The sequence below is a fragment of the Mycobacterium sp. NTMscope_Eco_3 genome (assembly GCF_976985685.1).
Genome location: NZ_CDRJYZ010000001.1, coordinates 2903552 through 2926152, shown reverse-complemented (window position 1 = coordinate 2926152; position 22601 = coordinate 2903552). Strand labels below are relative to the sequence as shown.

21 protein-coding genes are annotated in these 22601 nt (G+C 69.9%); 13 read left to right on the top strand and 8 right to left on the bottom strand.

The features are described 5' to 3' along the window. Positions 1-9: 9 nt before the first annotated feature. The 4 genes from AC0KTM_RS13470 to AC0KTM_RS13455 are packed head-to-tail and all read right to left on the bottom strand — an operon-like array spanning position 10 to position 4760. Positions 10-1800: a glycoside hydrolase family 15 protein gene (locus AC0KTM_RS13470; protein ID WP_225327535.1), complete on the bottom strand. Its 1791-nt coding sequence runs from the start codon at positions 1798-1800 to the stop codon at positions 10-12. Further along, positions 1793-3490 carry a GMC family oxidoreductase gene (locus tag AC0KTM_RS13465; RefSeq protein WP_238956112.1) on the bottom strand — a complete coding sequence of 566 codons (1698 nt, stop codon included), beginning with the start codon at positions 3488-3490 and terminating at the stop codon, positions 1793-1795. The genes AC0KTM_RS13470 and AC0KTM_RS13465 overlap by 8 nt, the downstream gene beginning before the upstream one ends. Further along, on the bottom strand, positions 3490-4236 hold the full coding sequence (locus AC0KTM_RS13460; protein WP_225327537.1) for a gluconate 2-dehydrogenase subunit 3 family protein: 747 nt from the start codon (positions 4234-4236) through the stop codon (positions 3490-3492). Before AC0KTM_RS13460 ends, AC0KTM_RS13465 begins: the two co-directional genes overlap by 1 nt. 17 nt (positions 4237-4253) lie before the next feature. Further along, entirely contained in the window at positions 4254-4760 is a 507-nt protein-coding gene (locus AC0KTM_RS13455) for a hypothetical protein (protein ID WP_067168027.1), read from the bottom strand. Between the two features lie 511 nt (positions 4761-5271). Here AC0KTM_RS13455 and AC0KTM_RS13450 point away from each other — a divergent pair. Beyond that, a complete protein-coding gene (locus AC0KTM_RS13450; RefSeq protein WP_225327538.1) occupies positions 5272-8319 on the top strand; it encodes an acyl-CoA synthetase in 3048 nt (1015 codons plus the stop codon). Next, the gene (locus AC0KTM_RS13445; protein WP_225327539.1) at positions 8316-8543 is read left to right on the top strand and encodes a Trm112 family protein; all 228 of its coding nucleotides are present in this window, start codon (positions 8316-8318) and stop codon (positions 8541-8543) included. Before AC0KTM_RS13450 ends, AC0KTM_RS13445 begins: the two co-directional genes overlap by 4 nt. Here AC0KTM_RS13445 and AC0KTM_RS13440 read toward each other — a convergent pair. The 4 genes from AC0KTM_RS13440 to AC0KTM_RS13425 form a co-directional block, all read right to left on the bottom strand. After that, a complete protein-coding gene (locus AC0KTM_RS13440) occupies positions 8509-9132 on the bottom strand; it encodes a TetR/AcrR family transcriptional regulator (protein WP_225327540.1) in 624 nt (207 codons plus the stop codon). The genes AC0KTM_RS13445 and AC0KTM_RS13440 overlap by 35 nt on opposite strands. A gap of 18 nt (positions 9133-9150) precedes the next feature. Further along, positions 9151-9969: an ABC transporter permease gene (locus AC0KTM_RS13435; RefSeq protein ID WP_225327541.1), complete on the bottom strand. Its 819-nt coding sequence runs from the start codon at positions 9967-9969 to the stop codon at positions 9151-9153. Then, positions 9903-10667 (bottom strand): ABC transporter ATP-binding protein, encoded by a 765-nt coding sequence (locus AC0KTM_RS13430; protein WP_225327542.1) that lies wholly within the window; start codon positions 10665-10667, stop codon positions 9903-9905. The genes AC0KTM_RS13435 and AC0KTM_RS13430 overlap by 67 nt, the downstream gene beginning before the upstream one ends. 142 nt (positions 10668-10809) lie before the next feature. Next, on the bottom strand, positions 10810-12087 hold the full coding sequence (locus AC0KTM_RS13425) for an ammonium transporter (RefSeq protein ID WP_225327543.1): 1278 nt from the start codon (positions 12085-12087) through the stop codon (positions 10810-10812). A 95-nt stretch (positions 12088-12182) separates the two neighbouring features. Here AC0KTM_RS13425 and AC0KTM_RS13420 point away from each other — a divergent pair, with 95 nt between their 5' ends. The 11 genes from AC0KTM_RS13420 to AC0KTM_RS13370 all read left to right on the top strand — a co-directional run bounded on the left by AC0KTM_RS13420 (position 12183) and on the right by AC0KTM_RS13370 (position 22588). Continuing rightward, entirely contained in the window at positions 12183-12827 is a 645-nt protein-coding gene (locus AC0KTM_RS13420) for a DNA-3-methyladenine glycosylase (protein ID WP_225327544.1), read from the top strand. Between the two features lie 93 nt (positions 12828-12920). After that, the gene (tyrS, locus tag AC0KTM_RS13415) at positions 12921-14183 is read left to right on the top strand and encodes a tyrosine--tRNA ligase (RefSeq protein ID WP_238957303.1); all 1263 of its coding nucleotides are present in this window, start codon (positions 12921-12923) and stop codon (positions 14181-14183) included. Between the two features lie 99 nt (positions 14184-14282). Next, positions 14283-14657 (top strand): DUF732 domain-containing protein, encoded by a 375-nt coding sequence (locus AC0KTM_RS13410; RefSeq protein ID WP_225327545.1) that lies wholly within the window; start codon positions 14283-14285, stop codon positions 14655-14657. Positions 14658-14685: 28 nt separating this feature from the next. Next, positions 14686-15486, top strand: coding sequence for a tetratricopeptide repeat protein (locus AC0KTM_RS13405; RefSeq protein ID WP_225341143.1), 801 nt, complete (start codon positions 14686-14688; stop codon positions 15484-15486). Positions 15487-15504: 18 nt separating this feature from the next. Beyond that, positions 15505-16512, top strand: coding sequence for an HAD-IIA family hydrolase (locus AC0KTM_RS13400; RefSeq protein WP_472415792.1), 1008 nt, complete (start codon positions 15505-15507; stop codon positions 16510-16512). 23 nt (positions 16513-16535) lie between these two features. Then, positions 16536-16721, top strand: coding sequence for a hypothetical protein (locus AC0KTM_RS13395; RefSeq protein ID WP_472415790.1), 186 nt, complete (start codon positions 16536-16538; stop codon positions 16719-16721). Positions 16722-16729: 8 nt separating this feature from the next. After that, positions 16730-17539: a TlyA family RNA methyltransferase gene (locus tag AC0KTM_RS13390; RefSeq protein WP_472415788.1), complete on the top strand. Its 810-nt coding sequence runs from the start codon at positions 16730-16732 to the stop codon at positions 17537-17539. After that, positions 17536-18462: an NAD kinase gene (locus tag AC0KTM_RS13385; protein WP_225328506.1), complete on the top strand. Its 927-nt coding sequence runs from the start codon at positions 17536-17538 to the stop codon at positions 18460-18462. The genes AC0KTM_RS13390 and AC0KTM_RS13385 overlap by 4 nt, the downstream gene beginning before the upstream one ends. 25 nt (positions 18463-18487) lie before the next feature. Continuing rightward, positions 18488-20260 carry a DNA repair protein RecN gene (recN, locus tag AC0KTM_RS13380; protein WP_225328507.1) on the top strand — a complete coding sequence of 591 codons (1773 nt, stop codon included), beginning with the start codon at positions 18488-18490 and terminating at the stop codon, positions 20258-20260. A 192-nt stretch (positions 20261-20452) separates the two neighbouring features. Beyond that, positions 20453-21634, top strand: a complete 1182-nt coding sequence (steA, locus tag AC0KTM_RS13375; protein WP_225328508.1) for a putative cytokinetic ring protein SteA — start codon at positions 20453-20455, stop codon at positions 21632-21634. Continuing rightward, on the top strand, positions 21635-22588 hold the full coding sequence (locus AC0KTM_RS13370; protein ID WP_225328509.1) for a copper transporter: 954 nt from the start codon (positions 21635-21637) through the stop codon (positions 22586-22588). It abuts the gene before it with no gap. Positions 22589-22601 lie beyond the last annotated feature (13 nt).

Here is a 22601-nt window from a genome sequence, read left to right as displayed (position 1 = left end):
GACACCCGATCAGTCATGGTGGGCGGCGTCGTCGGTGAGGGTGGCGGTGCATTCCAGCATCAGCGCGTGCGCGAACGCCTGGGGGAGGTTGCCGCGGAGCTGGCGCTGCTGCACGTCGTATTCCTCACAGAACAGCCCCGGCGGCCCGCAGGCGGTACGGTTACGTTCGAACCAGCGCATCGCGCAATGGGCATGGCCCAGTTGATGTTCGGCCAGCGCCATCATGAACCCGCAGAGCAAAAACGCGCCCTCGGCGTCGCCGAGGTCGCGCTCGTCGTGCCGGAACCGGTAGACGAATCCGTCGTCGGTGAGTTCCCGGCGAACGGCATCCAGGGTCGCGATGGTCCTGGGGTCGTCGGCGGGGACGGCCCCGCGCACCGGCGGCAGTAGCAGCGATGCGTCGACACCGGTCAGTCGCGGGCTGCGTTGCCAATAACCGTGCGGGTGCAGGCTTTCCGACGCGGTCTCGGCGAGGATCGCGTCGGCCAGCGACGCGCACGCGGCAACCTCGGGACCGGCGCCGGCCACCTTTGCGATGGCGCGCAACCCCGCCACACAGGCCAGGCGGGACTGCGTCCAGTGCTCGTTGTCGATCTCCCAGACGCCGGCATCCGGTTCGCGCCAACGCTTTTCGATCGCCTTGATCGCGGACTGCGCCGCGCGCCAGCCGTCGGCATCCAGCCGGTCGGCGGCGCCCGCCTTGGCCAGCAGCTGCAACGCCTCCCCGAAGGCATCGAGCTGGAATTGCTGATTGACCCAGTTGCCGATCTTGTCGGCGCCCCCGGGGTAGCCGGGCAGGTCGAGCGTTTCTTCGCCGGGCACCGCGCCGCCGGTGACGGTGTAGGCGGGCTTGAGGTTCGGGCCGTCCTCGAGCAGCCGGGCGCCGACGAACTCCACCGCCCGGTCGAGCAGTTCGGTCGTGCCGACGGCGGCGGCGGCCATGCCGGCGTACACCTGGTCGCGGATCCAGGAATAGCGGTAGTCGTAGTTCTGGTTGGAGTGCGCGCGTTCGGGCAGGCTCATGGTGGCGGCGGCGACCATGCCGCCCCCGCTGCTGGTCAGCCCCCGCAGCACCGCGTAGGAGTTACGCCCGTCGCGGGGAGCGATGGTGCAGGTCAGCTCGGGCACGCTGCGCTGCCAGGCGGCGGTGGTGGCGTCCCAGGCCAGGTCGGGGTCCGGCGGCTGCTTTGGCAGGGTTCGCTCGGACAGTTCCAGCACCAGATCGTGGTGCTGGTCCTCGTCGAGCGTGACCTCACAGGTGAGCAGCTGGCCCTTCTCATGAGCGGCGCGGACGGGGCGCGCCTCGCAGGCGGCCTGCCAGCGCCAGTGCAGCCGCCCCGAGCGCCCGCTCCACACCCCGCCATCCACGGTCGGCTTGCCGGGGCCGTGCCTGCCGAATCCCGCACTCGGTGCCAGCAACACCCGCACCCGGGCCGTACCGCGGCAGCCGGTGAGCCGGCGCAGCAGCACCACCCGGTCGGGGTCGCCCGGAAAGGCCAGCGCGTCACGGCATTCCACGATGCCGTCGCGAGTGATCCAGCGGTTGCGCCAGATCAGGGTGCCCGGCTCGTAGTAGCCGCCCCAAACATGCCGCACGTCGGTCGGGGTGACGGCGTAAACCCCGCCGCCTCCAATGAGATTCGAGAAGACGGCGTCGGAATCCCAGTGCGGCGCACACATCCATGCCACGTCACCCTGCGGACCGATCAGCGCACCCCGCTCGCCGTCGGCGAGCAGCGCATACTCGCGCAGCACTCGGGGGGCGAAGGTGGTCTCGGTATCGACCTTCAGGTCAGCCACGGGCTCCCGCCTTCGACCCCCGTGCCACGCCGGTATCGATCTTTCCGGCGGCCATCCGTTCGGCAAGCCGCGAGGCCAACGCCATGATCGTCAGCGCGGGATTGGCGGAGCCCTGGGTGGGACACACCGAGCCGTCGGCGAGAAACAGGTTCGGCACGCCCCACACCCGGTGGTCGGAGTCGACCACCGAATTCTCACGTCCGGTGCCCATCCGGGCACCGCCGATGAGGTGGGCGAAACGCTCGATGGTGAGCACGTCCTGGGCGTCGGCGGCGTGCAGGATGTCGCCGATCACCTTGGTGGAGTAGGCCATGTTGGCCTTGTCGTTGTCGCAGAGCGTGTAGTCGAACCGGGCCACCGGGATGCCGTAGGGGTCCTTTTCGTCGGCCAGCGTCACGCGGTTGTCCGGCAGCGGCAACAGCTCGTTGAGCACGCCGACGGTCGCCCAGTGGTTGTAGTCGCGCATGTACTCACGCAGGGCGCGGCCCCAATGCCCGTCGGCCAGCACGTGTTCGGCCCAGCCGATGGGCATGGGCGACACGGTCTGGATGGCAAACCCTCGGGCGAACCCGCGCGAGAGGTCGGTCTCGTAGAACTGCTCGGAGGTCACCTCCGGGGGAGGCGCCTTGTACATCCGGACCTCCTCGGACCAGCGGCCCGCGGACTGGGTGGCGCCCTGCACCATCACGTAGCGCCCGACCTGATCGTCGTTGTTGCCCAACCCGTTCGGGAAGCGCTGGCTGACCGAGTTCAACAGCAGGCGCGGCGTCTCGATAGAATACCCAGCCACGGCAATGACTTTGGCGCGTTGCAGTCGTTCTTTGCCGCCCACCTCGTCGTAGTACACCACGCCTCGCGCCGCGCCGGTCTCGTCGAGTTCGACGCGCGAGGCCATGCAGTTGGCGCGGATCTCGACGTCGTGGGCCAGCGCGTCGGGAAGGTGCGTGACGTACGGGCTGGCCTTGGCGTTGACCTTGCAGCCCTGCAGGCAGTAGCCGCGGTAGATGCAGTGCGGGCGGTTGCCGAAGGTGCCGTTGACGATGCCGACGGGCCCGACCCGCATCTCGATGCCGAGCTTGAGCGCGCCCCGCCAAATCTTGGCGGCCGCACCCGAAATAGGATGCGGGGCAAAGGGATAACGATGCGGATCGCCCCAGGGCCAGTTCTGGCCGGCCACCGGCAGCTCGAGCTCGACCTGCTCGTAATGGGGTAGCAAGTCCTCGTAGCGGATGGGCCAGTCGGCGCCCACCCCGTCGAGGGTGTAGGTCGCAAAGTCGCTGGGGTGGAACCGCGGGGTGTAGCCGGCGTAGTGCACCATGGAGCCGCCGACCCCGCGCCCGGAGTTGTTCTTGCCCAGCTCAATTGGGTCGTCACCGCCGATGATGCGCTTCTGCGTCCAGTACAGCGCGTGGGAGCCGGCCTCGTCGGACACCCAGTCCTCGTCGGGGTGCCAGAACGGGCCGGCCTCGAGGATCACGACCCGCCAACCGACGCGCGCCAGCCGCTGCGCCAGCACCGAGCCGCCGGCGCCCGCCCCGACGACCACGAGGTCGACCTCGTCGTCGTCGCGGTAGCGGCGCATGGTCTGCTCGCCGGGCAGGTCGCGCGAGTGCACGTCGAGCAGGAACCGCGAGTCGTTGTCCTTGGGGCCGACGGCTCCTTTGAGCAGGCCTCGCCAGAAGTCGCCCATCAGATTTCGCCGTTCTGCACGACCTGCACGGGGTCTTCGTCGGTGGCGCCGGGGGTCTCGAACGGTTCGCGCGCGGCGTCGGGTCCGGTGGCACCGCCGAGGCGCATGAAGCCGCGCGGGTAGGCGGGGCCGCCGAACCCGATCTCGTTCCAGGCCCACGGGTGGGAGTAGAAGCCCGACAAGGTCATTCGCATGCACACCGACCAGGCGCGCTTGACGTTCAGGCTCTCCCAGGCGCCGCCCTCGAGGTCGCCCTGCGAGAACTGGCCGACGATTTCTTCGCGGGTGTCCAGCCCGGCGGCGGCGAAGGACGATGCGCCGTATTTGGCCGCCGCGGTCTCATCGAGCCCGCGCAGCACCAAGCGCCACGTGTCGCGGTCGTCGGGCATGTCCGCGTACTGATAGCCGTCGAGGCGCCCGTCGGCGAGCTTGGAGTCGACGGATTCGGCCGCCGGGACTCGCGGCTCGGCGTCCTGCGCCAGCACCGTGTCGCAGAACGCGCGCAGGCACGGCTCCTCTTCGGCGGTGAAAAACCGCAGTGGGCCAGGAGGTTTGAGCCGGGCCAGCACGACTTTCCGGGTGGCCTCGTCCCAGGTGCCGGCGGTTGTGAGCACGTCGAAATCGGGGTAGCGGCCGATCATCTGCGGCGTGGTGCCGCGGCGCTGTTTGGGAAGCCAGGACGGGTGCGGCGGCTTGCCGTCGGGGCGCAGGTTGGGCAGGTGGTCGGGGCGTGAGGTGTCAGCCATCTCAGTGATCCCGATGCCTAACCCCGGAACCGTTCGCGGCGCAGGATCGACGCCAGCAGCCCCATCCCCCCGACCATGCACATCAATCCCGGCGCCGCGATCGGCGGGCCCATGGGCACGTTGTAGGACGCGTGTTTCCATCCGCCCGGCTTGCGGGCGACGCCGCGCGCGTGCAGGTATTCACCCATCAGCCCGTTGGCCGTGTAGATGCCGGCGGTGATCGGCAGCCAGAGCTTGGCCCAGCGTCGCGAGAACACGCCCCCGATGCCGGCGACGACCACCGGCGGGGTCACGACGATCGGGCTCCACATCCACTTGTTGCCGAAGCTCGCCTTGTAGTGCTCGAAGTAGATTTCGGCCGTCGTGACGAGCGCCGCAATGGCGGTCAACCCGGACAGTGAGCGTTCGAAACGACCGTGTGCGACGTCGTACAGTGCTCGCTCGGCCAGGTGCGAGACCTCGCCCAGTCCGTCGCTGCCGGCGGTCCGGCCTTTGCGGCCTCCGCCGTTGCCCAGCAACAACATGTGTATCCCTTCTTCGCTCGCGTCGTGCCGGGCCGGCGAATCACCGGTCCGGGCTGATTTCCTTCGTGTGATCGTTGGCGGCCATGCGCGCGCCGGTGGTTTTGTGAGCGTGCTCGCCGAGCAAATCCGTCGTCGTGTCCATAGAGCGACCTCGCCTTCGGGCTGGAAGGAACACGGTCCGGCGGTCACGGTTAAGCGTCCGGCTGGGTGTTTCAACCGAGGTCATCTCGACGACGCGTCGCGACCGAAGCGCATCGACTGCGTACCCGGTGCCCTGCTGCACAAACTGGCGTGCAGGCGATTCACAGCGAGTCACCAGGCGGTGCGCGCGAACGCAAACACACCCGCGACGCGCGGGTGGCCCGGCACCACCCGACGGGGATGAAGAACTTCCGCCGTTGTGTAGCGCAACGCGATCGGCAAAACGGACGACCCCTGGTTGGCGTTCGGACCCGGCACGGCTGATCACCGACGCCGATTCGCTACAACCACCGCCCTTCTAGCTGCCCAGATGTGCCATGATGTCCAAGCTGTCAAGACTCAGGGAGCAGCAGTGGATCTCAATTTTTCGATGGTCACACGACCGGTCGAGCGGCTGATCGCTACCGCGCAGAACGGGCTGGAGGTCTTGCGACTGGGGGGCTTGGAAACGGGCACGGCGCCGTCGCCGTCCCAGATCGTCGAGAGCGTGTCGATGTACAAGCTCCGGCGGTACTTCCCGCCGGACAGCCGGCCCGGCCAGTCGCCCGTCGGGCCGCCGGTGCTGATGGTGCATCCGATGATGATGTCGGCCGACATGTGGGACGTCACCCGCGACGAAGGCGCGGTCGGGATCCTGCACGCCCACGGGCTTGATCCCTGGGTCATCGACTTCGGCGAACCCGACAAGGTCGAAGGCGGCATGCGGCGCACGCTGGCCGATCACATCGTCGCGCTCAGTCAGGCCATCGATACGGTCCGGGACACCACGGGCAGCGACATCCATCTGGTCGGCTATTCGCAGGGCGGCATGTGGTGCTATCAGGTCGCCGCCTACCGGCGTTCGAAGAGCCTGGCCAGCATCGTCACCTTCGGGTCCCCGGTGGACACCCTGGCCGCCTTGCCGATGGGTATCCCGGCAAACTTCGCCGCGCCCGCCGCCAACTTCATGGCCGACCACGTCTTCAGCCGGCTGGCCATCCCCAGCTGGATGGCGCGCACGGGCTTCCAGATGCTCGACCCGCTCAAGACCGCCAAGGCGCGGGTCGACTTCGTTCGCCAGCTGCACGACCGCGAGGCGCTGCTGCCGCGCGAGCAGCAGCGCCGCTTCCTCGAACGCGAAGGCTGGATCGCGTGGTCCGGCCCCGCGATCTCCGAGCTGCTCAAGCAGTTCATCGCCCACAATCGGATGATGACCGGCGGTTTCGCCGTCAACGGGCAGATGGTCACCCTGACCGACATCACCTGCCCGGTGCTGGCCTTCGTCGGCGAGGTCGACGACATCGGCCAGCCGGCGTCGGTGCGCGGCATCCGGCGCGCGGCACCGGACGCCGACGTCTACGAGTCCACCATCCGCACGGGCCACTTCGGCCTCGTCGTCGGGTCCAAGGCGGCCCAGCAAAGCTGGCCGACCGTCGCCGAATGGGTGCGGTGGCTGTCGGCCGGCGGCGACAAGCCGACCAGCATCGCGCCGATGGCCGACCAGCCCGCCGAGCACACCGACAGCGGCGTGGCGCTGAGCTCCCGGCTCGCGCACGGCATCGGGGAAGCCTCCGAGGCGGCGCTGGGCATGGTGCGCGGCGCGGCCAACACCGTCGTCGCGGCCAACAAATCCATGCGCACCCTGGCCGTCGAAACGGTCCGCACGCTGCCACGACTGGTCCGGCTGGGACAGATCAACGACCACACCCGCATCTCGCTGGGCCGCATCATCGAGGAGCAGGCCCACGACGCCCCGCAGGGCGAATTCCTGTTGTTCGACGGGCGGGTGCACACCTACGAGGCGGTGAACCGGCGCATCAACAACGTCGTGCGCGGCCTCATCGAGGTCGGGGTGCGCCAGGGCGACCGCGTCGGCGTGCTGATGGAGACGCGGCCCAGCGCGCTGGTGGCCATCGCCGCGCTGTCCCGCCTGGGCGCCATCGCGGTGGTGATGCGTCCCGACGGCGACCTCACCGCGTCGGTGCGGCTCGGGGGAGTGACCGAGATCCTGACCGACCCCACCAACCTGGACGCGGTGCTGGAATCGGACGGTCAACTGCTGCGCCAGGTGCTGGTGCTCGGCGGCGGCGAGACGCGGGACCTGCACCTGCCCGAAGACTCCGACGGGCAGCCCCAAGTCATCGACATGGAACAGATCGACCCGGACGCCGTCGAGCTGCCCGGCTGGTATCGACCCAACCCGGGACTGGCCCGGGACCTGGCGTTCATCGCGTTCAGCGCGGCCGGCGGCGAACTGGTGGCCAAGCAGATCACCAACTACCGCTGGGCGGTGTCGGCGTTCGGTACGGCCTCGACGGCCGCCCTCGACCGCCGCGACACCGTCTACTGCCTGACGCCGCTGCATCACGAGTCCGCGCTGCTGGTCAGCCTGGGTGGCGCGGTGGTCGGCGGCACCCGCATCGCGCTGTCGCGCGGCCTCGACCGGAACCGGTTCATCCAGGAGGTCCGCCAGTACGGCGTCACCGTGGTGTCCTACACCTGGGCGATGCTCGGCGAGATCCTCGACAACCCGGCCGATCCGCCCTTCGCCCTGCACGGCAACCACCCCGTGCGCCTGTTCATCGGCTCCGGCATGCCGACCGGGCTGTGGGAGCGTGTCGTCGAGGCGTTCGCGCCCGCCCACGTCGTCGAGTTCTTCGCCACCACCGACGGGCAGGCGGTGCTGGCCAACGTCTCCGGCGCCAAGGTCGGCAGCAAGGGCCGGCCACTGCCGGGCGCCGGGCGCATCGAATTGGGCGCCTACGACACCGAACACGACCTGATCCTGGAAAACGAGCGGGGCTTCGTGCAGATCGCCGAACCCAACCAGGTCGGGGTCCTGCTCGCGGCCTCCAACGGCCCCATCGATCCGAGCGCCTCGGTCAAGCGCGGGGTGTTCGCGGCGGGCGACACCTGGATCTCGACCGAGTACCTGTTCTACCGCGACGACGACGGCGACTACTGGCTGGCGGGCCGGCGCGGCTCGGTGGTGCGCACCCGGCGCGGCCTGGTCTACGCCGAGCCCGTGACCGACGCCCTGGGCGGCATCAACGGTGTCGACCTCGCGGTGACCTACAACGTGCCCGTGGGCGACCACGAAGTCGCGGTGTCGGCGGTGACGCTGTTGCCGGGCGCCTCCATCACGGCGGCCGACCTGACCGACGCCTTCGCCAAGGTCCAGATCGGCCTGGGGCCCGACATCGTCTGCGTGGTCCCGGAGATGACGTTGAGCGCCACCTACCGCCCGACCGTCAGCGCGCTGCGGGCCGCCGGGATTCCGAAGGCGGGGCGCCACGTCTGGTATTTCGATGCGGAGACCGGGCACTACCGCCGGCTGACTCCCGGGGTGCGTTCCGAGCTGAGCGGCGCGCGGTCATGATCGACGACGCGCTGCTGAACATCCTGGTGTGCCCGGCCGACCGCGGGCCGCTGATCTTGGTGTCCCAAACCGGCGGCGGCGAAGTGCTTTACAACCCCCGGCTGCGCCGCGCTTACCGGATCGAGGACGGCATCCCGGTGCTGCTCATCGACGAGGCCCGCGACGTCGACGACGACGAGCACGCCCGGCTCATGGCGCAAGCCCCTCCGGCAGATCCCCAGTGAGGTAGCGCTGCAGGTTGGGCGCGATGGTTCGCGCGATCCGCTCGGGCGGCAGCGACGCGAACGGCTCCAGTTGCAGGATGTAGCGCGCCATCACCACACCCACCAGTTGTGACGCCACGAATTGGATGCGAATCGTTCCGCTTCCCGGCGGATCGTCCACGCGGCTACCGATTTCGACGGCGATCACGTCCTGGATGAACGCGCGAAACAGGTTGATCTCCGATCCCGCCAGGATCGACCGCAGTGTCGCGATGAACGCCGCGCCGATCTCGGAGTCCCACAGCGGCAGCAACATCGACGGAATCTGGTAGCCCAACTCCTCGACGGGCACCTCGCGCAGCGGGCCGATGACGTCCATCGGGTCGACGGGGATGTGGACGGCCGCGGCGAACAGCTGCTCCTTGGTGCCGAAGTAATGATGCACCAGGGCCGAATCCACGCCGGCCGCCGCGGCCACCGCTCGTATCGACGTGTTACGAATTCCGTTGCGCGCGAACAGTTCCCGGGCGCTGTTCAGGATCTTCTCCCGGGTGCCGGAGCTCCCGGCCGGTCGCCCCGGCCGCCTGCGCCGGGCGTTCGTGGCCGTCACGCTAGTGCGTCCATCACGTCAGGGCGTCCGCCGCCGCAGCGTCGCCGCGGCCAGGCACAGCGCCGCCAGGGCGAATCCCAACACCACGATGATGTCGCGCACCGCGATGAAGGTCAGTTCCGGGTGCGCGCCCACCTGCTGCAGGGCCTCGAGCGCGTAGCTGGCCGGCAGCACGTTGCTGATCCATTGCAGCCAGTGTGGCATCAGCGCCCGCGGCACGATGATGCCGGCCAACAACAGCTGCGGCACCATCACCAACGGGATGAACTGCACGGCCTGAAACTCGGTGCGGGCGAACGCGCTACACAACAGGCCCAGGCCGACTCCCAGCACGGCGTTGACGATCGCGATCACGAACACCCAGAGCGGGCTGCCGGCCGTGTCGAAGCCCAGCAGCCAGAACGACACGATGCACGCCAGAACGGCTTGTGCCGCAGCGGCCGTGGAGAAGGCGGTGCCGTAGGCGATCAGCAGGTCGAGCCGGCGCAGCGGAGTGGTCAAGATGCGCTCCAGCGTTCCGGAGGCCCGTTCGCGTTGCATGGTGATCGCCGTGATGATGAACATCACGAAAAGCGGGAACAGGCCCAGCAGGATCAGGCAGGCGTTGTTGAACGGGGTAGGGCCGCCCGGGCGATGCGGGGCGTTTTCGAACATGAAGTACATCAGGGTGATCACCAGGATCGGCACCAACAGGATCATCGCGACGCTGCGGTGATCGGCGGCCAACTGGCGCAGAATCCGCGTCGTGGTCGCCGTATATCCCTTGAGCCCTAACCGGCTTCGCGCATGGTGCTGCGCTTGATGATGGACAGAAACGCGTCCTCCAGTGACGTGCATCCGGTGTCCTCTCGCAGTTGGGTCGGGGTGGTGTGGGCGACCAGCCGGCCTTCGCGCATCAGCAGCAGGTCCCCGCAGTGGTCGGCCTCGTCCATGACGTGGCTGGAAACCAGCAGTGTGGTCCCGGCGCGGGCCAGTTCGGCGAACTGATCCCAGAGGTCCGCACGCAGCACGGGATCGAGTCCCACCGTGGGTTCGTCGAGCACCAGCAGATCGGGCTGGCAGACCAGCGCGCACGCCAGCGACACCCGGGTGCGTTGACCGCCGGACAGGTTGCCGCACAACGCTGTTCGGTGATCGGTGAGCCCGACCCGTTCGATGGCGGCGTCGGCGACCCCGCCGTCGAACCCGTACAGCGTGGCGAAGTAGCGAACGTTGTCGACGACGCGCAGGTCGTTGTAGATCGTCGGGTCCTGCGGCAGGTAGCCGACGCGGCGGCGCAGTTCGGCGCAGCCGGCCGGCTTGCCGAGAACAAAGACGCCGCCCGAGGTCACGATCTGGGTGCCGACGATGCAGCGGATCAGCGTGGTCTTGCCGCAGCCCGACGGGCCGAGCAGGCCGGTGATGCTGCCCGTGGCGATCCGCACGGAGAAGTCGTGCAGAGCCGGGCGTTTGCCCCGGATCACGCGCAGGTGATCGATCTCTACCGCCGGAGCAGTGGCCCCGGAGATTAATTCATCACGGGATGAACTCATCATGTGATGAATATTCGTCGCGCGCGGCCGCGCTGTCAAGGGGGTGGGTCCAGCGCCGCGAGGCTGTAACTACCGACGGTCGCACTCGCGAAATGCGTCGGTAGTTACAGTCTCGCGGCATCCGGGCCTTCGCGGCCCAAAGCGACTAGTTGAAACGTTCCCCGAGAGGCGGGCGGCGCTGCGGCAGATGTCCGTGCACACCTTCGGCGTACGCGGTTTCGGCGTGCTGTGTGAGGTCGGCACCGGTGGTCTCGTCTTCCGTGCTGAGCCGGAAGCCCATCACCCGATCGATCACCTTGGCCAGCACAAACGACATGGTGAACGCGTAGAACGCCACGGCCACGATCGCCAGCGTCTGCTTGCCCAGCTGGCCGACGCCGCCCCCGTACAACAGGCCGCGCGGGCCGGCGGTCATGACCGCCGTGGCCAGCAGCCCGATCAAGGACACGCCGACGACGCCACCGACGAAGTGCACGCCCACCACGTCGAGCGAATCGTCATAGTTGAAGCGCAATTTCGCGCCCACTGCGAACGAGCACACGACCCCCGCGGCGAGGCCGACGACCGTCGCGCCGAGGGTGTTGACGGTCCCGCACGACGGGGTGATGGCCACCAGGCCGGCGACCACACCGGATGCCGCACCGAAAGTCGTGGGCCTGCCGTCGCGAATCTGTTCGACCGCAAGCCAACCGAGCATGCCCAGGCACCCCGCAACCAGGGTGTTGAGGAAGATGGCGGCAGCGGTTCCGTTGGCGGCCAGGGCGGAACCGGCGTTGAACCCGAACCAGCCGAACCACAGCAGCCCGACCCCGACAAACAGCAGCGGCAGATTGTGTGGCCGCATGGCGTCTTTCTTGAAGCCGATGCGCGGCCCGAGCACCAGCGCCAGCGCCAGCGCGGAGGAACCCGAGACGATCTCGACGACCAGCCCGCCCGCATAGTCGAGGACGCCCAGCCGGGCCAGCCAGCCGCGGGGGCCCCACACCCAGTGCGCCACAACCGAATACACGACGATGGTCCACACCGGGACGAACACCATCCAGGCGGCGAACTTGGCGCGGTCGGCGATCGCGCCGCTGACCAGCGCGGCCGTGATGATCGCGAACGTCAACTGGAACGTGGCGTACAGCAGTTCGGGCACGGTCCCGTGCACGGTGTCGGGCGTGATGCCGAGCATCCCGAAATGCCTGAGGTTGCCGACGAGCCCGCCGACCCCGTCCTCGGAGAACGCGAGGGTGTAGCCGATCAGCAGCCACGCCACGGTCACCAGGGGGATGGAGATGAAGCTCATCATCATCATGTTGAGCACCCCGGTGGTGCGGACCATGCCGCCGTAGAAGATCGCCAGGCCGGGGGTCATCAGCAAGACCAGCGCGGTGCTGGCCAGCAGCCACGCCGTGGCGGCAGGGTCTATCGCGTGCATGTGGGCTCCTTCGGGTCCCGGACACCGGGATACTGCCATGTTCGGGCCGCCGGTAGGTTCGTTGGGTTACTGAAACGAGGATTCAGGATCTTCAATTGGTCGAGGCTGGACGACGATCTCGCGCAAGCAGGGCCGCGGCTCAGCTGTTGGTCGACCCCGTCGAGGCCGCGCGCCGCTTGTTGGGCGCCACCCTCACCGCGCGGGGCGTGACGGCCGTCGTCGTCGAGGTCGAGGCGTACGGGGGAGTGCCCGACGGTCCGTGGCCGGACGCCGCCGCGCACTCGTACAAGGGGCTGCGCGCCCGCAACTTCGTCATGTTCGGGCCGCCCGGGCGCCTCTACACCTACCGCAGCCACGGCATCCACGTCTGCGCCAACGTCTCGTGCGGACCCGACGGCACCGCGGCCGCGGTGTTGCTGCGAGCCGCCGCCATCGAGGACGGCACCGACACCGCCCGGGCCCGCCGCGGCGAGCTGGTGCACACCGCGGCGCTGGCGCGGGGACCGGGAAACCTGTGCGCGGCCATGGGAATCACCATGGACGACAACGGAATCGACCTGTTCGACGGCAACAGTCCCGTGACCCTCGAGCTGCACGAACCGCTGAGCTCCCTGTCCGGCCCACGCGTCGGTGTCAGCCAGGCCGCCGACCGGCCGTGGCGGTTGTGGCTTCCCGGGCGCCCGGAGGTCTCGGCATACCGCCGCAGCCCCCGCGCGCCGGCCCCGGGCGCCAGCGACTAAGGCGCGCCGAACGTCGAGTTGTTGGGCGAGAACCCCGCGGAACCGCACCACAAGTCGGCGCTCGGCGGCGGCGCTCTGGAAGACTCGTACACCATGATCCTCGACGAGCTGGGCTGGCGCGGCCTGATCGCGCAGTCCACCGACCTCGATGCGCTGGCGGCCGAAGCCCAGCGCGCGCCGATGACGGTGTACGCCGGCTTCGACCCCACCGCGCCGAGCCTGCACGCCGGGCACCTGGTGCCCCTGCTGGCGTTGCGCCGGTTTCAGCGCGCCGGCCACCGCCCGATCGTGCTCGCCGGCGGCGCCACCGGGATGATCGGCGACCCCCGCGAGGTCGGTGAGCGCACCCTCAACGAGGCCGACACCGTCGCCGAGTGGACCGAACGGATCGGCGGACAGCTGCGACGCTTCGTCGACTTTGACGACACACCGACCGGCGCCATCGTCGTCAACAACCTGGACTGGACGCGCCCGATGTCGGCGATCGAGTTCCTGCGCGACGTCGGCAAGCATTTCTCGGTCAACGTCATGCTGGACCGCGACACCGTCCGGCGCCGCCTGGACGGCGACGGCATCTCCTACACCGAATTCAGCTACATGCTGCTGCAGGCCAACGACTACGTCGAACTGCACCGCCGCTACGGCTGCACGCTGCAGATCGGCGGCTCCGACCAGTGGGGCAACATCATCGCCGGGGTCCGGCTGGTCCGTCAGCAGCTCGGCGCCTCGGTCCACGCCCTGACCGTGCCGCTGGTGACCGCTGCCGACGGCACCAAGTTCGGCAAGTCCACCGGCGGCGGCAGCCTGTGGCTCGACCCGGCGCTGACCACCCCGTACGCCTGGTACCAGTACTTCTTCAACACCGCCGACGCCGACGTCATCCGCTACCTGCGCTGGTTCACCTTCCTGTCGGCCGACGAGCTGGCCGAGCTGGAAGCGGCCACGGCAGAGCGTCCCCAACAACGCGCCGCGCAGCGGCGGCTGGCGCGCGAACTCACGGTTCTGGTGCACGGCGAGGCGGCCACCGAGGCCGTCGAGCACGCCAGCCGGGCGCTGTTCGGGCAGGGCGAGCTGGACCGGCTGGACGAGGCCACGCTGTCCGCGGCGCTGCGCGAGACGTCGGTCGCCGAGCTCAAACCCGGTGGCCCCGACGGCATCGTCGACCTGCTGGTCGCCAGCGGCCTGTCCGAGAGCAAGAAGGCCGCGCGGCGCACCATCGGCGAAGGCGGCGTCTCGGTCAACAACGTCCGCATCGAGAGCGAGGAGTGGGCCCCGCAGCCGTCGGACTTCCTGCACGGCCGATGGCTGGTGCTGCGCCGCGGCAAACGGACCGTCGCCGGGGTCGAGAAGGTCTAGACCGCCCGGGCGCCAGACGGCCTCCGCAAAACACGTGCGTGCACAGATCTTTACCTCACCGTGTCGTGGGCGTGACCCACGGGGACCACTGTTGTCACGGTGATTTTCGCGACGCGTGTGCGGTTGACCGTCCTGCGGAGCCTGGGGGTGATTACCAGCTTGGTGGCGCTGACGGCGGCGTTGTCGGGGGCGTTGTCGGCGCCGATCCGCGCGGACATGCTCAGCAACGCGTTCCTGTCGGCGCTGACGAATGCCGGGATCTCCTATAGCCAGCCGACCGGCACCACGGCGATGGGCCAGTCGGTGTGCCCGATGCTGTTCGAGCCCGGCGGGTCCTTCGACGCGGTGACGTCCAAGATGGCCGAGGGCAACGGCATGTCGTACGAGACGGCCGGCCGGTTCACGATCGTCGCGATCGCGACCTACTGCCCGGCGTTGATCGCGCCGCTGCTGGGCAACCGGCTGCCGAGCTAGGTGTAGGGCTGCCCGTATTCTCGGCAGCGTGGTCGACGACAGGCAGAGGCACCGCGGCGAGCGGGGGGCGCGGCCGGCATCCGGCAGCTGGTCCGGTCCGGGTCGCGCGCGGCCGGCTCAGCCGCAGAGCGGCGCGCGCCGCGACGCCCGGGCCGATCGCGCGCCGCAGGACGGGCCGCCGATCCCGCCCGGCGTGGAAGCCAAGCAGCTGGCGCCCGACGTTCGCCGCGAACTGAGCACCCTGGACCGCGCCACCGCCGACGCGGTGGCGCGCCACCTCGTCGCCGCGGGCGAGCTGCTCGACGAGGACCCGGAGGCGGCGTTGCGTCACGCCCGCGCGGCAAGGGCCCGGTCCAGCCGGATCGCCACCATCCGGGAGGCGGTCGGGATCGCCGCCTACCACTGCGGCGACTGGTCGCAGGCGCTGGCGGAGTTTCGCGCCGCCCGCCGCATGGGTAGCAAGTCCTCGTTGCTGCCGCTGATCGCCGATTGCGAACGCGGACTTGGCCGTCCGGAGCGGGCCATCGAACTCGCGCGCGGACCGGAGGCCGCCGAGCTGTCCGGTGACGACGCCGACGAGCTCCGCATCGTCGCCGCCGGGGCGCGCGCGGACCTCGGCCAGCTGGAGCAGGCGCTGACCGTGTTGTCCACGCCGCAACTGGATCCCAGCCGCACCGGCTCCACGGCGGCGCGGCTGTTCTACGCCTACGCGGACACGCTGCTCGCGCTCGACCGCGCCGACGAGGCGCTGCAATGGTTCCTGCGTTCGGCGGCCGCCGACGTCGACGGCGTCACCGACGCCGAAGACCGGGTCAGTGAACTCGGCTGACGCGACGGAATTGACGACGTGAAAAGCCTTGCGCAGGAATATGATTGCCTGCTGATCGACCTGGACGGCACGATGTTCCGCGGTCGCCGGCCCACCGACGGCGCGGTGCAGGCGCTGGCCGAGGTGCGCAGCCGCGCGTATTTCGTCACCAACAACGCCTCCCGCAGCGCCGACGAGGTCGCCGCGCACCTGAGCGAACTCGGCTTCACCGCCACCGCCGAGGACGTCGCCACCAGCGCCCAGAGCGCGGCCCGGCTGTTGGCCGACCAACTGCCGCAAGGCTCGCCGGTCCTGATCGTGGGCACCGAGGCCCTGGCCGGCGAGATCTCCGCCGTCGGGCTGCGCCCGGTGCGCAGCTACGACGACGACCCGGCCGCCGTCGTGCAGGGCCTGTCCCAGACCATCGGGTGGCCGGAGCTGGCCGAGGCGGCGCTGGCCATCCGGGCCGGCGCGCGGTGGGTGGCCTCCAACGTCGACCTCACCCTGCCCACCGAACGCGGGCTGCTGCCCGGCAACGGATCGTTCGTGGCCGCGCTGCGGGCGGCCACCGGCGCCGAGCCCCAGGTCGCGGGCAAACCGGCGCCCGCCCTGCTGCGCGACGCGGCGGCCAGGGGCGACTTCCGCGCGCCCCTGGTGATCGGCGACCGGCTCGACACCGACATCGAGGGCGCCAACGCCGCCGAATTGCCCAGCCTGATGGTGCTCACCGGGGTCAACTCCGCGCGGGACGCGGTGTACGCCAAGCCCGCCCAGCGCCCCACCTACATCGGCCACGATCTGCGCTCGCTGCACGCCGACGCCGAGCAGCTCGCGGTGGGTCCGCAGCCGGACTGGCGCGTCGACGTCGCGGACGGGGCGATCACGGTCAGGGGCAGTGGCCCGGACGAGGGTGACGGCCTGTCGATCGTCCGCGCGGTCGCCGGCGCGCTGTGGCGCACACCGGACCCTGACGCCGTGCGCATCGAGGCCGCCGACGGCCGGGCGCGCGCCGCGCTGCAGCGCTGGTCTTTGGTGCACACCGACTGACGGGTGACTAGCGTAGGAACGCGATGAGTATCGACCCCGATCAGATTCGCGCCGAAATCGATGCCCTGCTGGCCCGGCTGCCCCAGCCCGGCGACCAGGAGGACCCCGAGAAGGCGCCCTCGCTCGACGAGCTCCAAGAGATCGCACGCCGGCTCTCCGAGGCGCACGACGTCCTGCTGGCCGCGCTGGAGTCGGCGGAGAAGGGCTGAGTGCGCGCATGTCTCGACGCGCCCGCGTTGACGCCGAGCTGGTGCGGCGCGGCCTGGCCCGGTCGCGTCAGCAGGCCGCGGAGTTGATCGACGCCGGCAAGGTCAGCATCGACGGGATGCCCGCGCGCAAGCCCGGCACGGCCGTCGCCGTCACCGCCGCCCTGACCGTGGCCACCGACGGCGAACGCGGCTGGGTCTCGCGCGGGGCGCACAAACTCATCGGCGCCCTGGACGCCTTCGGGATTTCCGTCGCGGGCCGCCGCTGCCTGGATGCCGGCGCGTCGACGGGCGGCTTCACCGAAGTCCTGCTGGATCGCGGGGCCACCGAAGTGGTCGCCGTGGATGTGGGATACGGCCAGCTGGCGTGGTCGCTGCGCAGCGATGCGCGGGTCGTCGTCGTCGAGCGGACCAACGTTCGCGACCTGACACCCGAGACGATCGGCGGCCCCGCCGACCTCGTGGTGGCCGACCTGTCGTTCATCTCGCTGGCCACCGTGTTGCAGGCGCTGGCTGGATGCGCCGCACCGAACGCGGATATCGTTCCCATGGTGAAGCCACAGTTTGAGGTGGGGAAGGGCCAGGTCGGTGCGGGCGGTGTGGTGCACGACCCGGGCCTGCGCGCCGACGCCGTGTCGTCCGTCGCGCGTCGCGCCGCCGAGCTGGGTTGGCACACCGTCGACGTCACCGCGAGCCCGCTACCGGGGCCGTCGGGCAACGTCGAATACTTTCTTCGGCTGCGCGCCCAGGCCGATCGTCCGCTCGTCGGCGACGCCCTGGTGACGGCGGTGCGGCACGCGGTGGAAAGCGGGCCGCAGTGACTCCAGCCGAACGTACCGTCTTGATGGTCGTCCACACCGGCCGCGAAGAAGCCACCGAGACGGCCCGCCGCGTACAGAAAACGCTGGGCGACAACGGAATCGGGCTCCGGGTGCTGTCCGCCGAGGCGGTCGACAGGGGACCGTTGCACCTGGCCCCCGACGACATGCGGGCGATGGGTGTCGAGATCGAGGTCGTCAACGCCGACCCGCAGGCCGCCGAAGGCTGCGAACTGGTGCTGGTCCTCGGCGGCGACGGGACGTTCCTGCGGGCCGCCGAGCTGGCGCGCAACGCCGACATCCCGGTGCTGGGCGTGAACCTCGGGCGGATCGGCTTTTTGGCCGAGGCCGAGGCCGAAGCCATCGACCGGGTGCTGGATCACGTTGTCGCACAGGACTACCGGGTGGAGAACCGCCTGACGCTCGACGTGGTCGTGCGCCAGGGCGGGAAAGTCTCCGCGCACGGCTGGGCGCTCAACGAAGTCAGCCTGGAAAAGGGTCCCCGGCTCGGCGTGCTCGGGGTGGTGGTCGAGATCGACGGGCGGCCGGTGTCCGCCTTCGGCTGCGACGGCGTCCTGGTGTCGACGCCGACGGGCTCCACCGCCTATGCGTTCTCCGCGGGCGGTCCGGTGCTCTGGCCCGACCTCGAGGCAATCCTGGTGGTACCCAACAACGCTCACGCGCTGTTCGGTCGCCCCATGGTCACCAGCCCGAACGCCACCATCGCGATCGAGGTGGAGGCGGACGGCCACGACGCCCTGGTGTTCTGTGACGGCCGCCGGGAGATGCTGATCCCCGCCGGCAGCCGGATCGAGGTGAAACGTTGTGACACGGCGGTGAAGTGGGCCCGGCTGGACAGCGCCCCGTTCACGGACCGGTTGGTGCGCAAGTTCCGGCTGCCGGTGACCGGGTGGCGCGGAAACTGACGGCGCAGCACAGGATCCTGACTGAATGCTGACTGAAATCCGTATCGAGTCGCTCGGGGCGATCAGCTCGGCGGTCGGCGAGTTCGACCGCGGCCTGACCGTGCTGACGGGGGAGACCGGGACCGGAAAGACCATGGTGGTCACCGGGTTGCACCTGCTCGGCGGCGCCCGCGCCGACGCCACCCGGGTCCGGTCGGGGGCCGAGCGGGCGGTCGTCGAAGGACGTTTTGCCACAGCCGATCTCGACGAGGCCATGGTCGCGAAGCTCGACGAGATGCTGGACGCGTCGGGCGCGGAACGCGACGAGGACGGCAGCGTGATCGCGCTGCGCTCGGTCAGCCGTGACGGGCCGTCGCGGGCCTACCTCGGCGGGCGCAGCGTGCCCGCAAAGTCACTGGGCGACTTCACCGCCGGGCTGCTGACCTTGCACGGGCAGAACGACCAACTGCGCCTCATCCGGCCCGAGGAGCAGTGCGGCGCGCTGGACCGGTTCGCCAAGGCCGGGCCCGCGCTCGAGCGGTACTGCAAACTGCGCGACGCCTGGTTGTCGGCGCGGCGCGACCTGCTCGACCGCCGCAACCGCATGCGCGAGCTCGCGCTGGAGGCCGACCGGCTGACGTTCGCCCTCAACGAGATCGACGCCGTCGACCCGCAACCCGGTGAGGACGAAGCCCTGGTCGCCGAGATCGTGCGGCTCTCCGAACTGGACACCCTGCGCGAGGCCGCGGCCACCGCCCGCGCGGCGCTGTCCTCCGAGGAGACGGACGGCTCGGGCCTCAGTGCGACCGACAGCCTGGGAAAGGCAAGGGCCGCACTGGAATCCACCGATGACGCAAAGCTGGTGGCGTTGGCCGGCCAGATCGGCGAGGTGCTGACCGTGCTCGTCGACGCGGCGGGCGAACTGGGCGGGTTCCTCGAGGAGCTGCCGGTCGACGCCAGTGCGCTGGAATCCAAGCTGGCCCGGCAAGCCGAACTGCGCACCCTGACCCGCAAGTACGCCGCGGACGTCGACGGGGTGCTCGGGTGGGCACAGGAGTCGCGGCAGCGGCTGGCCCAGCTCGACGTCTCCGAGGAGGGGTTGGCGGCGCTGGCGGCCCGGGTCGATGAGCTCGGCCGCGAATTGGCCGGGGCCGCGGTCGATCTCAGCAACATACGGCGCAAGGCCGCCAAGCGACTCGCCAAGGAGGTCACCGCCGAGCTGTCCGGGCTGGCGATGGCTGACGCCCAATTCAGCATCGACGTGACGTTGGATGCCGCAACGGATGCCGCGTCGGCCTCCGACGACTCGGCCGCGCTGCGGCTTCCGTCGGGCGAGCTCGTCCGGGCCGGCGCCGACGGCGTCGACCAGGTCGAGTTCGGCTTCGCGGCGCACCGCGGCATGGACCAGCTGCCGCTGGCCAAGAGCGCCTCCGGTGGCGAGCTGTCCCGGGTGATGCTCGCCTTGGAGGTGGTGCTGGCCACGTCCCGCAAGGAGGCCGCGGGCACCACGATGGTGTTCGACGAGGTCGACGCCGGGGTGGGCGGACGGGCGGCGGTGCAGATCGGGCGCCGGCTGGCGCGGTTGGCGCGCACCCACCAGGTCATCGTGGTCACGCATCTGCCGCAGGTGGCGGCGTACGCCGACGTGCACCTGGTGGTGCATGCGGCCGGGCCGAAGGGGACCAGCGTGGTGCGGCGCCTGGGCGGCGACGAGCGGGTCGCCGAGCTGGCGCGGATGCTGGCCGGGCTGGGCGAATCCGACAGCGGCCGCGCGCACGCCCGCGAGCTGCTCGAGGCGGCGCAGAAGGACGAGATCTGAGGCCCGAGCGGCCGCCCCTTCTCCGCGAGCGTGGACGTGTGGCGGGCATCGACGGCGTGTCGCCGCATCAAGCCGACGTTCGAGACCGGTTCGGCACCCAGCTGTTACTAATGGGACTCTAGATAACTTCTGGGGCTAATGTTACGGCGCGCCTCCCCGCGTCGTCCGGGCATCACCGACAGAATCGCCCCCATGAAGATGTCAGGCCTGCTTTCCCGTAATCCCGCCCGGCCGGGCCTCGTCGGCACCGCGCGCGTCGACCGGAACATCGATCGATTGCTGCGCAGGGTCTGCCCCGGCGACATCGTCGTGCTCGACATTTTGGACCTGGATCGCATCACCGCGGACGCCCTGGTGGAGGCCGATATCGCCGCGGTCGTCAACGCATCCCCGTCGGTGTCGGGCCGCTACCCCAACCTGGGACCCGAGGTGCTGGTCAACAACGGGGTGACCCTGATCGACGAGGCCGGACCCGACATCTTCAAGAAGGTCAAGGACGGCGCCAAGATCCGCCTGCACGAGGGCGGCGTGTACGCCGGCGATCGCCGGCTGGTCCGCGGCACCGAACGCACCGACCATGACATCGCCGACCTGATGCGGGAGGCCAAGAGCGGCCTGTCGGCCCATCTGGAGGCGTTCGCCGGCAACACCATCGAGTTCATCAAGAGCGAGAGCCCGCTGCTGATCGACGGCATCGGCATCCCCGACGTGGACGTCGACCTGCGCCGCCGACACGTGGTGATCGTCGCCGACGAGCCCAGCGCCGAGGACGACCTGAAGTCGCTCAAGCCGTTCATCAAGGAGTATCAGCCGGCGCTGATCGGTGTGGGCACCGGCGCGGACGTGTTGCGCAAGGCGGGTTATCGGCCGCAGGTGATCGTCGGCGACCCGGACCAGATCAGCACCGACGCGCTCAAGTGCGGGGCCCAGGTCGTGCTGCCCGCCGACGCCGACGGGCACGCGCCCGGGCTCGAACGCATCCAGGATCTCGGCGTCGGGGCGATGACGTTCCCGGCCGCGGGGTCGGCGATCGACCTCGCCCTGCTGCTGGCCGACCACCACGGCGCCGCGCTGCTGGTGACCGCCGGCCACACCGCCAACATCGAGACGTTCTTCGACCGCACCCGCGCCCACAGCAACCCGTCCACTTTCCTGACCCGGCTGCGGGTGGGGGAGAAGGTGGTGGACGCCAAGGCCGTGGCCACCCTGTACCGCAACCACATCTCGGCGGGGGCCATCGCGCTGCTGGCGCTGACGATGCTGATCGCCGTCATCGTCGCGCTGTGGGTGTCGCGCACCGACGGCGTGGTGCTGCACTGGGTCACCGACTACTGGAACCACTTCTGCCTGATGGTGCAGAAGTGGGTGACCTAGATGATCTCGTTACGCCAACATGCGTTGTCGCTGGCCGCCGTGTTCTTGGCGCTGGCCGTGGGCGTCGTGCTGGGCTCCGGCTTCCTGTCGGACACCTTGTTGTCGAGCCTGCGTGACGAGAAGAAGGACCTGAACACCCAGATCAGCGGGCTCAACGACCAGAAGAACGTGCTGAACGAAAAGCTCAGCGCGGCAAACAATTTCGACACCCAGCTGGTCGGCCGGATCGTGCACGACGCGCTGGCCGGCAAGTCGGTGGTGGTGTTTCGCACCCCGGACGCCAAGGACGACGACGTGGCTACGGTGTCGAAGTTCATCGGTCAGGCCGGCGGCACGGTGACCGGGACGGTGTCGCTGACCCAGGAATTCGTCGAGGCCAACTCGGCGGAGAAGCTGCAGACGGTGGTGAACTCGTCGGTGCTGCCCGCCGGTCAGCAGCTGAGCACCAAGCTCGTCGACCAGGGTTCGCAGGCGGGTGACCTGATGGGCATCGCGCTGCTGGCCAACCCCAACCCCGCAGGTCCGGCGGTGCCAGAAGTGTCAGACACCCAGCGCAACACGGTGCTGGCGGCGCTGCGCGACACCGGCTTCATCACGTATCAGGCCACCGATCACATGGGCGCGGCCAACGCCGCGCTGGTCGTCACCGGCGGATCGCTGCCTCAGGACGCCGGGAACCAGGGGGCGAGCGTGGCACGGTTCGCGGCCGCGCTGGCCCCGCACGGCTCGGGCACGCTGCTCGCCGGGCGCGACGGTTCGGCGACCGGCGGTGCCGCCGTCGCCGTGGCCCGCGCCGACGCCGCCCTGAACTCCGCGATCAGCACGGTCGACGACGTGGACGCCGCGCCGGGACGCATCACCGCGGTGCTTGGTCTGCATGACCTGCTGGGCGGCGGTCACGCGGGCCAGTACGGCACGGGTCATGGGGCGACGTCGATCACGGTGCCGCAGTAGCGGGCGTGTTCAA

Bases quoted from the DNA above. Each gene is read 5' to 3' on its own strand.
- AC0KTM_RS13390 (WP_472415788.1), top strand. From the start codon at position 16,730: ATGTCTCGACGCGCCCGCGTTGACGCCGAGCTGGTGCGGCGCGGCCTG.
- AC0KTM_RS13445 (WP_225327539.1), top strand. From the start codon at position 8,316: ATGATCGACGACGCGCTGCTGAACATCCTGGTGTGCCCGGCCGACCGC.
- AC0KTM_RS13395 (WP_472415790.1), top strand. From the start codon at position 16,536: ATGAGTATCGACCCCGATCAGATTCGCGCCGAAATCGATGCCCTGCTG.
- AC0KTM_RS13370 (WP_225328509.1), top strand. From the start codon at position 21,635: ATGATCTCGTTACGCCAACATGCGTTGTCGCTGGCCGCCGTGTTCTTG.
- steA (WP_225328508.1), top strand. From the start codon at position 20,453: ATGAAGATGTCAGGCCTGCTTTCCCGTAATCCCGCCCGGCCGGGCCTC.
- AC0KTM_RS13450 (WP_225327538.1), top strand. From the start codon at position 5,272: ATGTGCCATGATGTCCAAGCTGTCAAGACTCAGGGAGCAGCAGTGGAT.
- AC0KTM_RS13435 (WP_225327541.1), bottom strand. From the start codon at position 9,969: ATGCACGTCACTGGAGGACGCGTTTCTGTCCATCATCAAGCGCAGCAC.
- recN (WP_225328507.1), top strand. From the start codon at position 18,488: ATGCTGACTGAAATCCGTATCGAGTCGCTCGGGGCGATCAGCTCGGCG.
- AC0KTM_RS13465 (WP_238956112.1), bottom strand. From the start codon at position 3,490: ATGGGCGACTTCTGGCGAGGCCTGCTCAAAGGAGCCGTCGGCCCCAAG.
- tyrS (WP_238957303.1), top strand. From the start codon at position 12,921: ATGATCCTCGACGAGCTGGGCTGGCGCGGCCTGATCGCGCAGTCCACC.
- AC0KTM_RS13430 (WP_225327542.1), bottom strand. From the start codon at position 10,667: ATGATGAGTTCATCCCGTGATGAATTAATCTCCGGGGCCACTGCTCCG.
- AC0KTM_RS13425 (WP_225327543.1), bottom strand. From the start codon at position 12,087: ATGCACGCGATAGACCCTGCCGCCACGGCGTGGCTGCTGGCCAGCACC.
- AC0KTM_RS13460 (WP_225327537.1), bottom strand. From the start codon at position 4,236: ATGGCTGACACCTCACGCCCCGACCACCTGCCCAACCTGCGCCCCGAC.
- AC0KTM_RS13455 (WP_067168027.1), bottom strand. From the start codon at position 4,760: ATGTTGTTGCTGGGCAACGGCGGAGGCCGCAAAGGCCGGACCGCCGGC.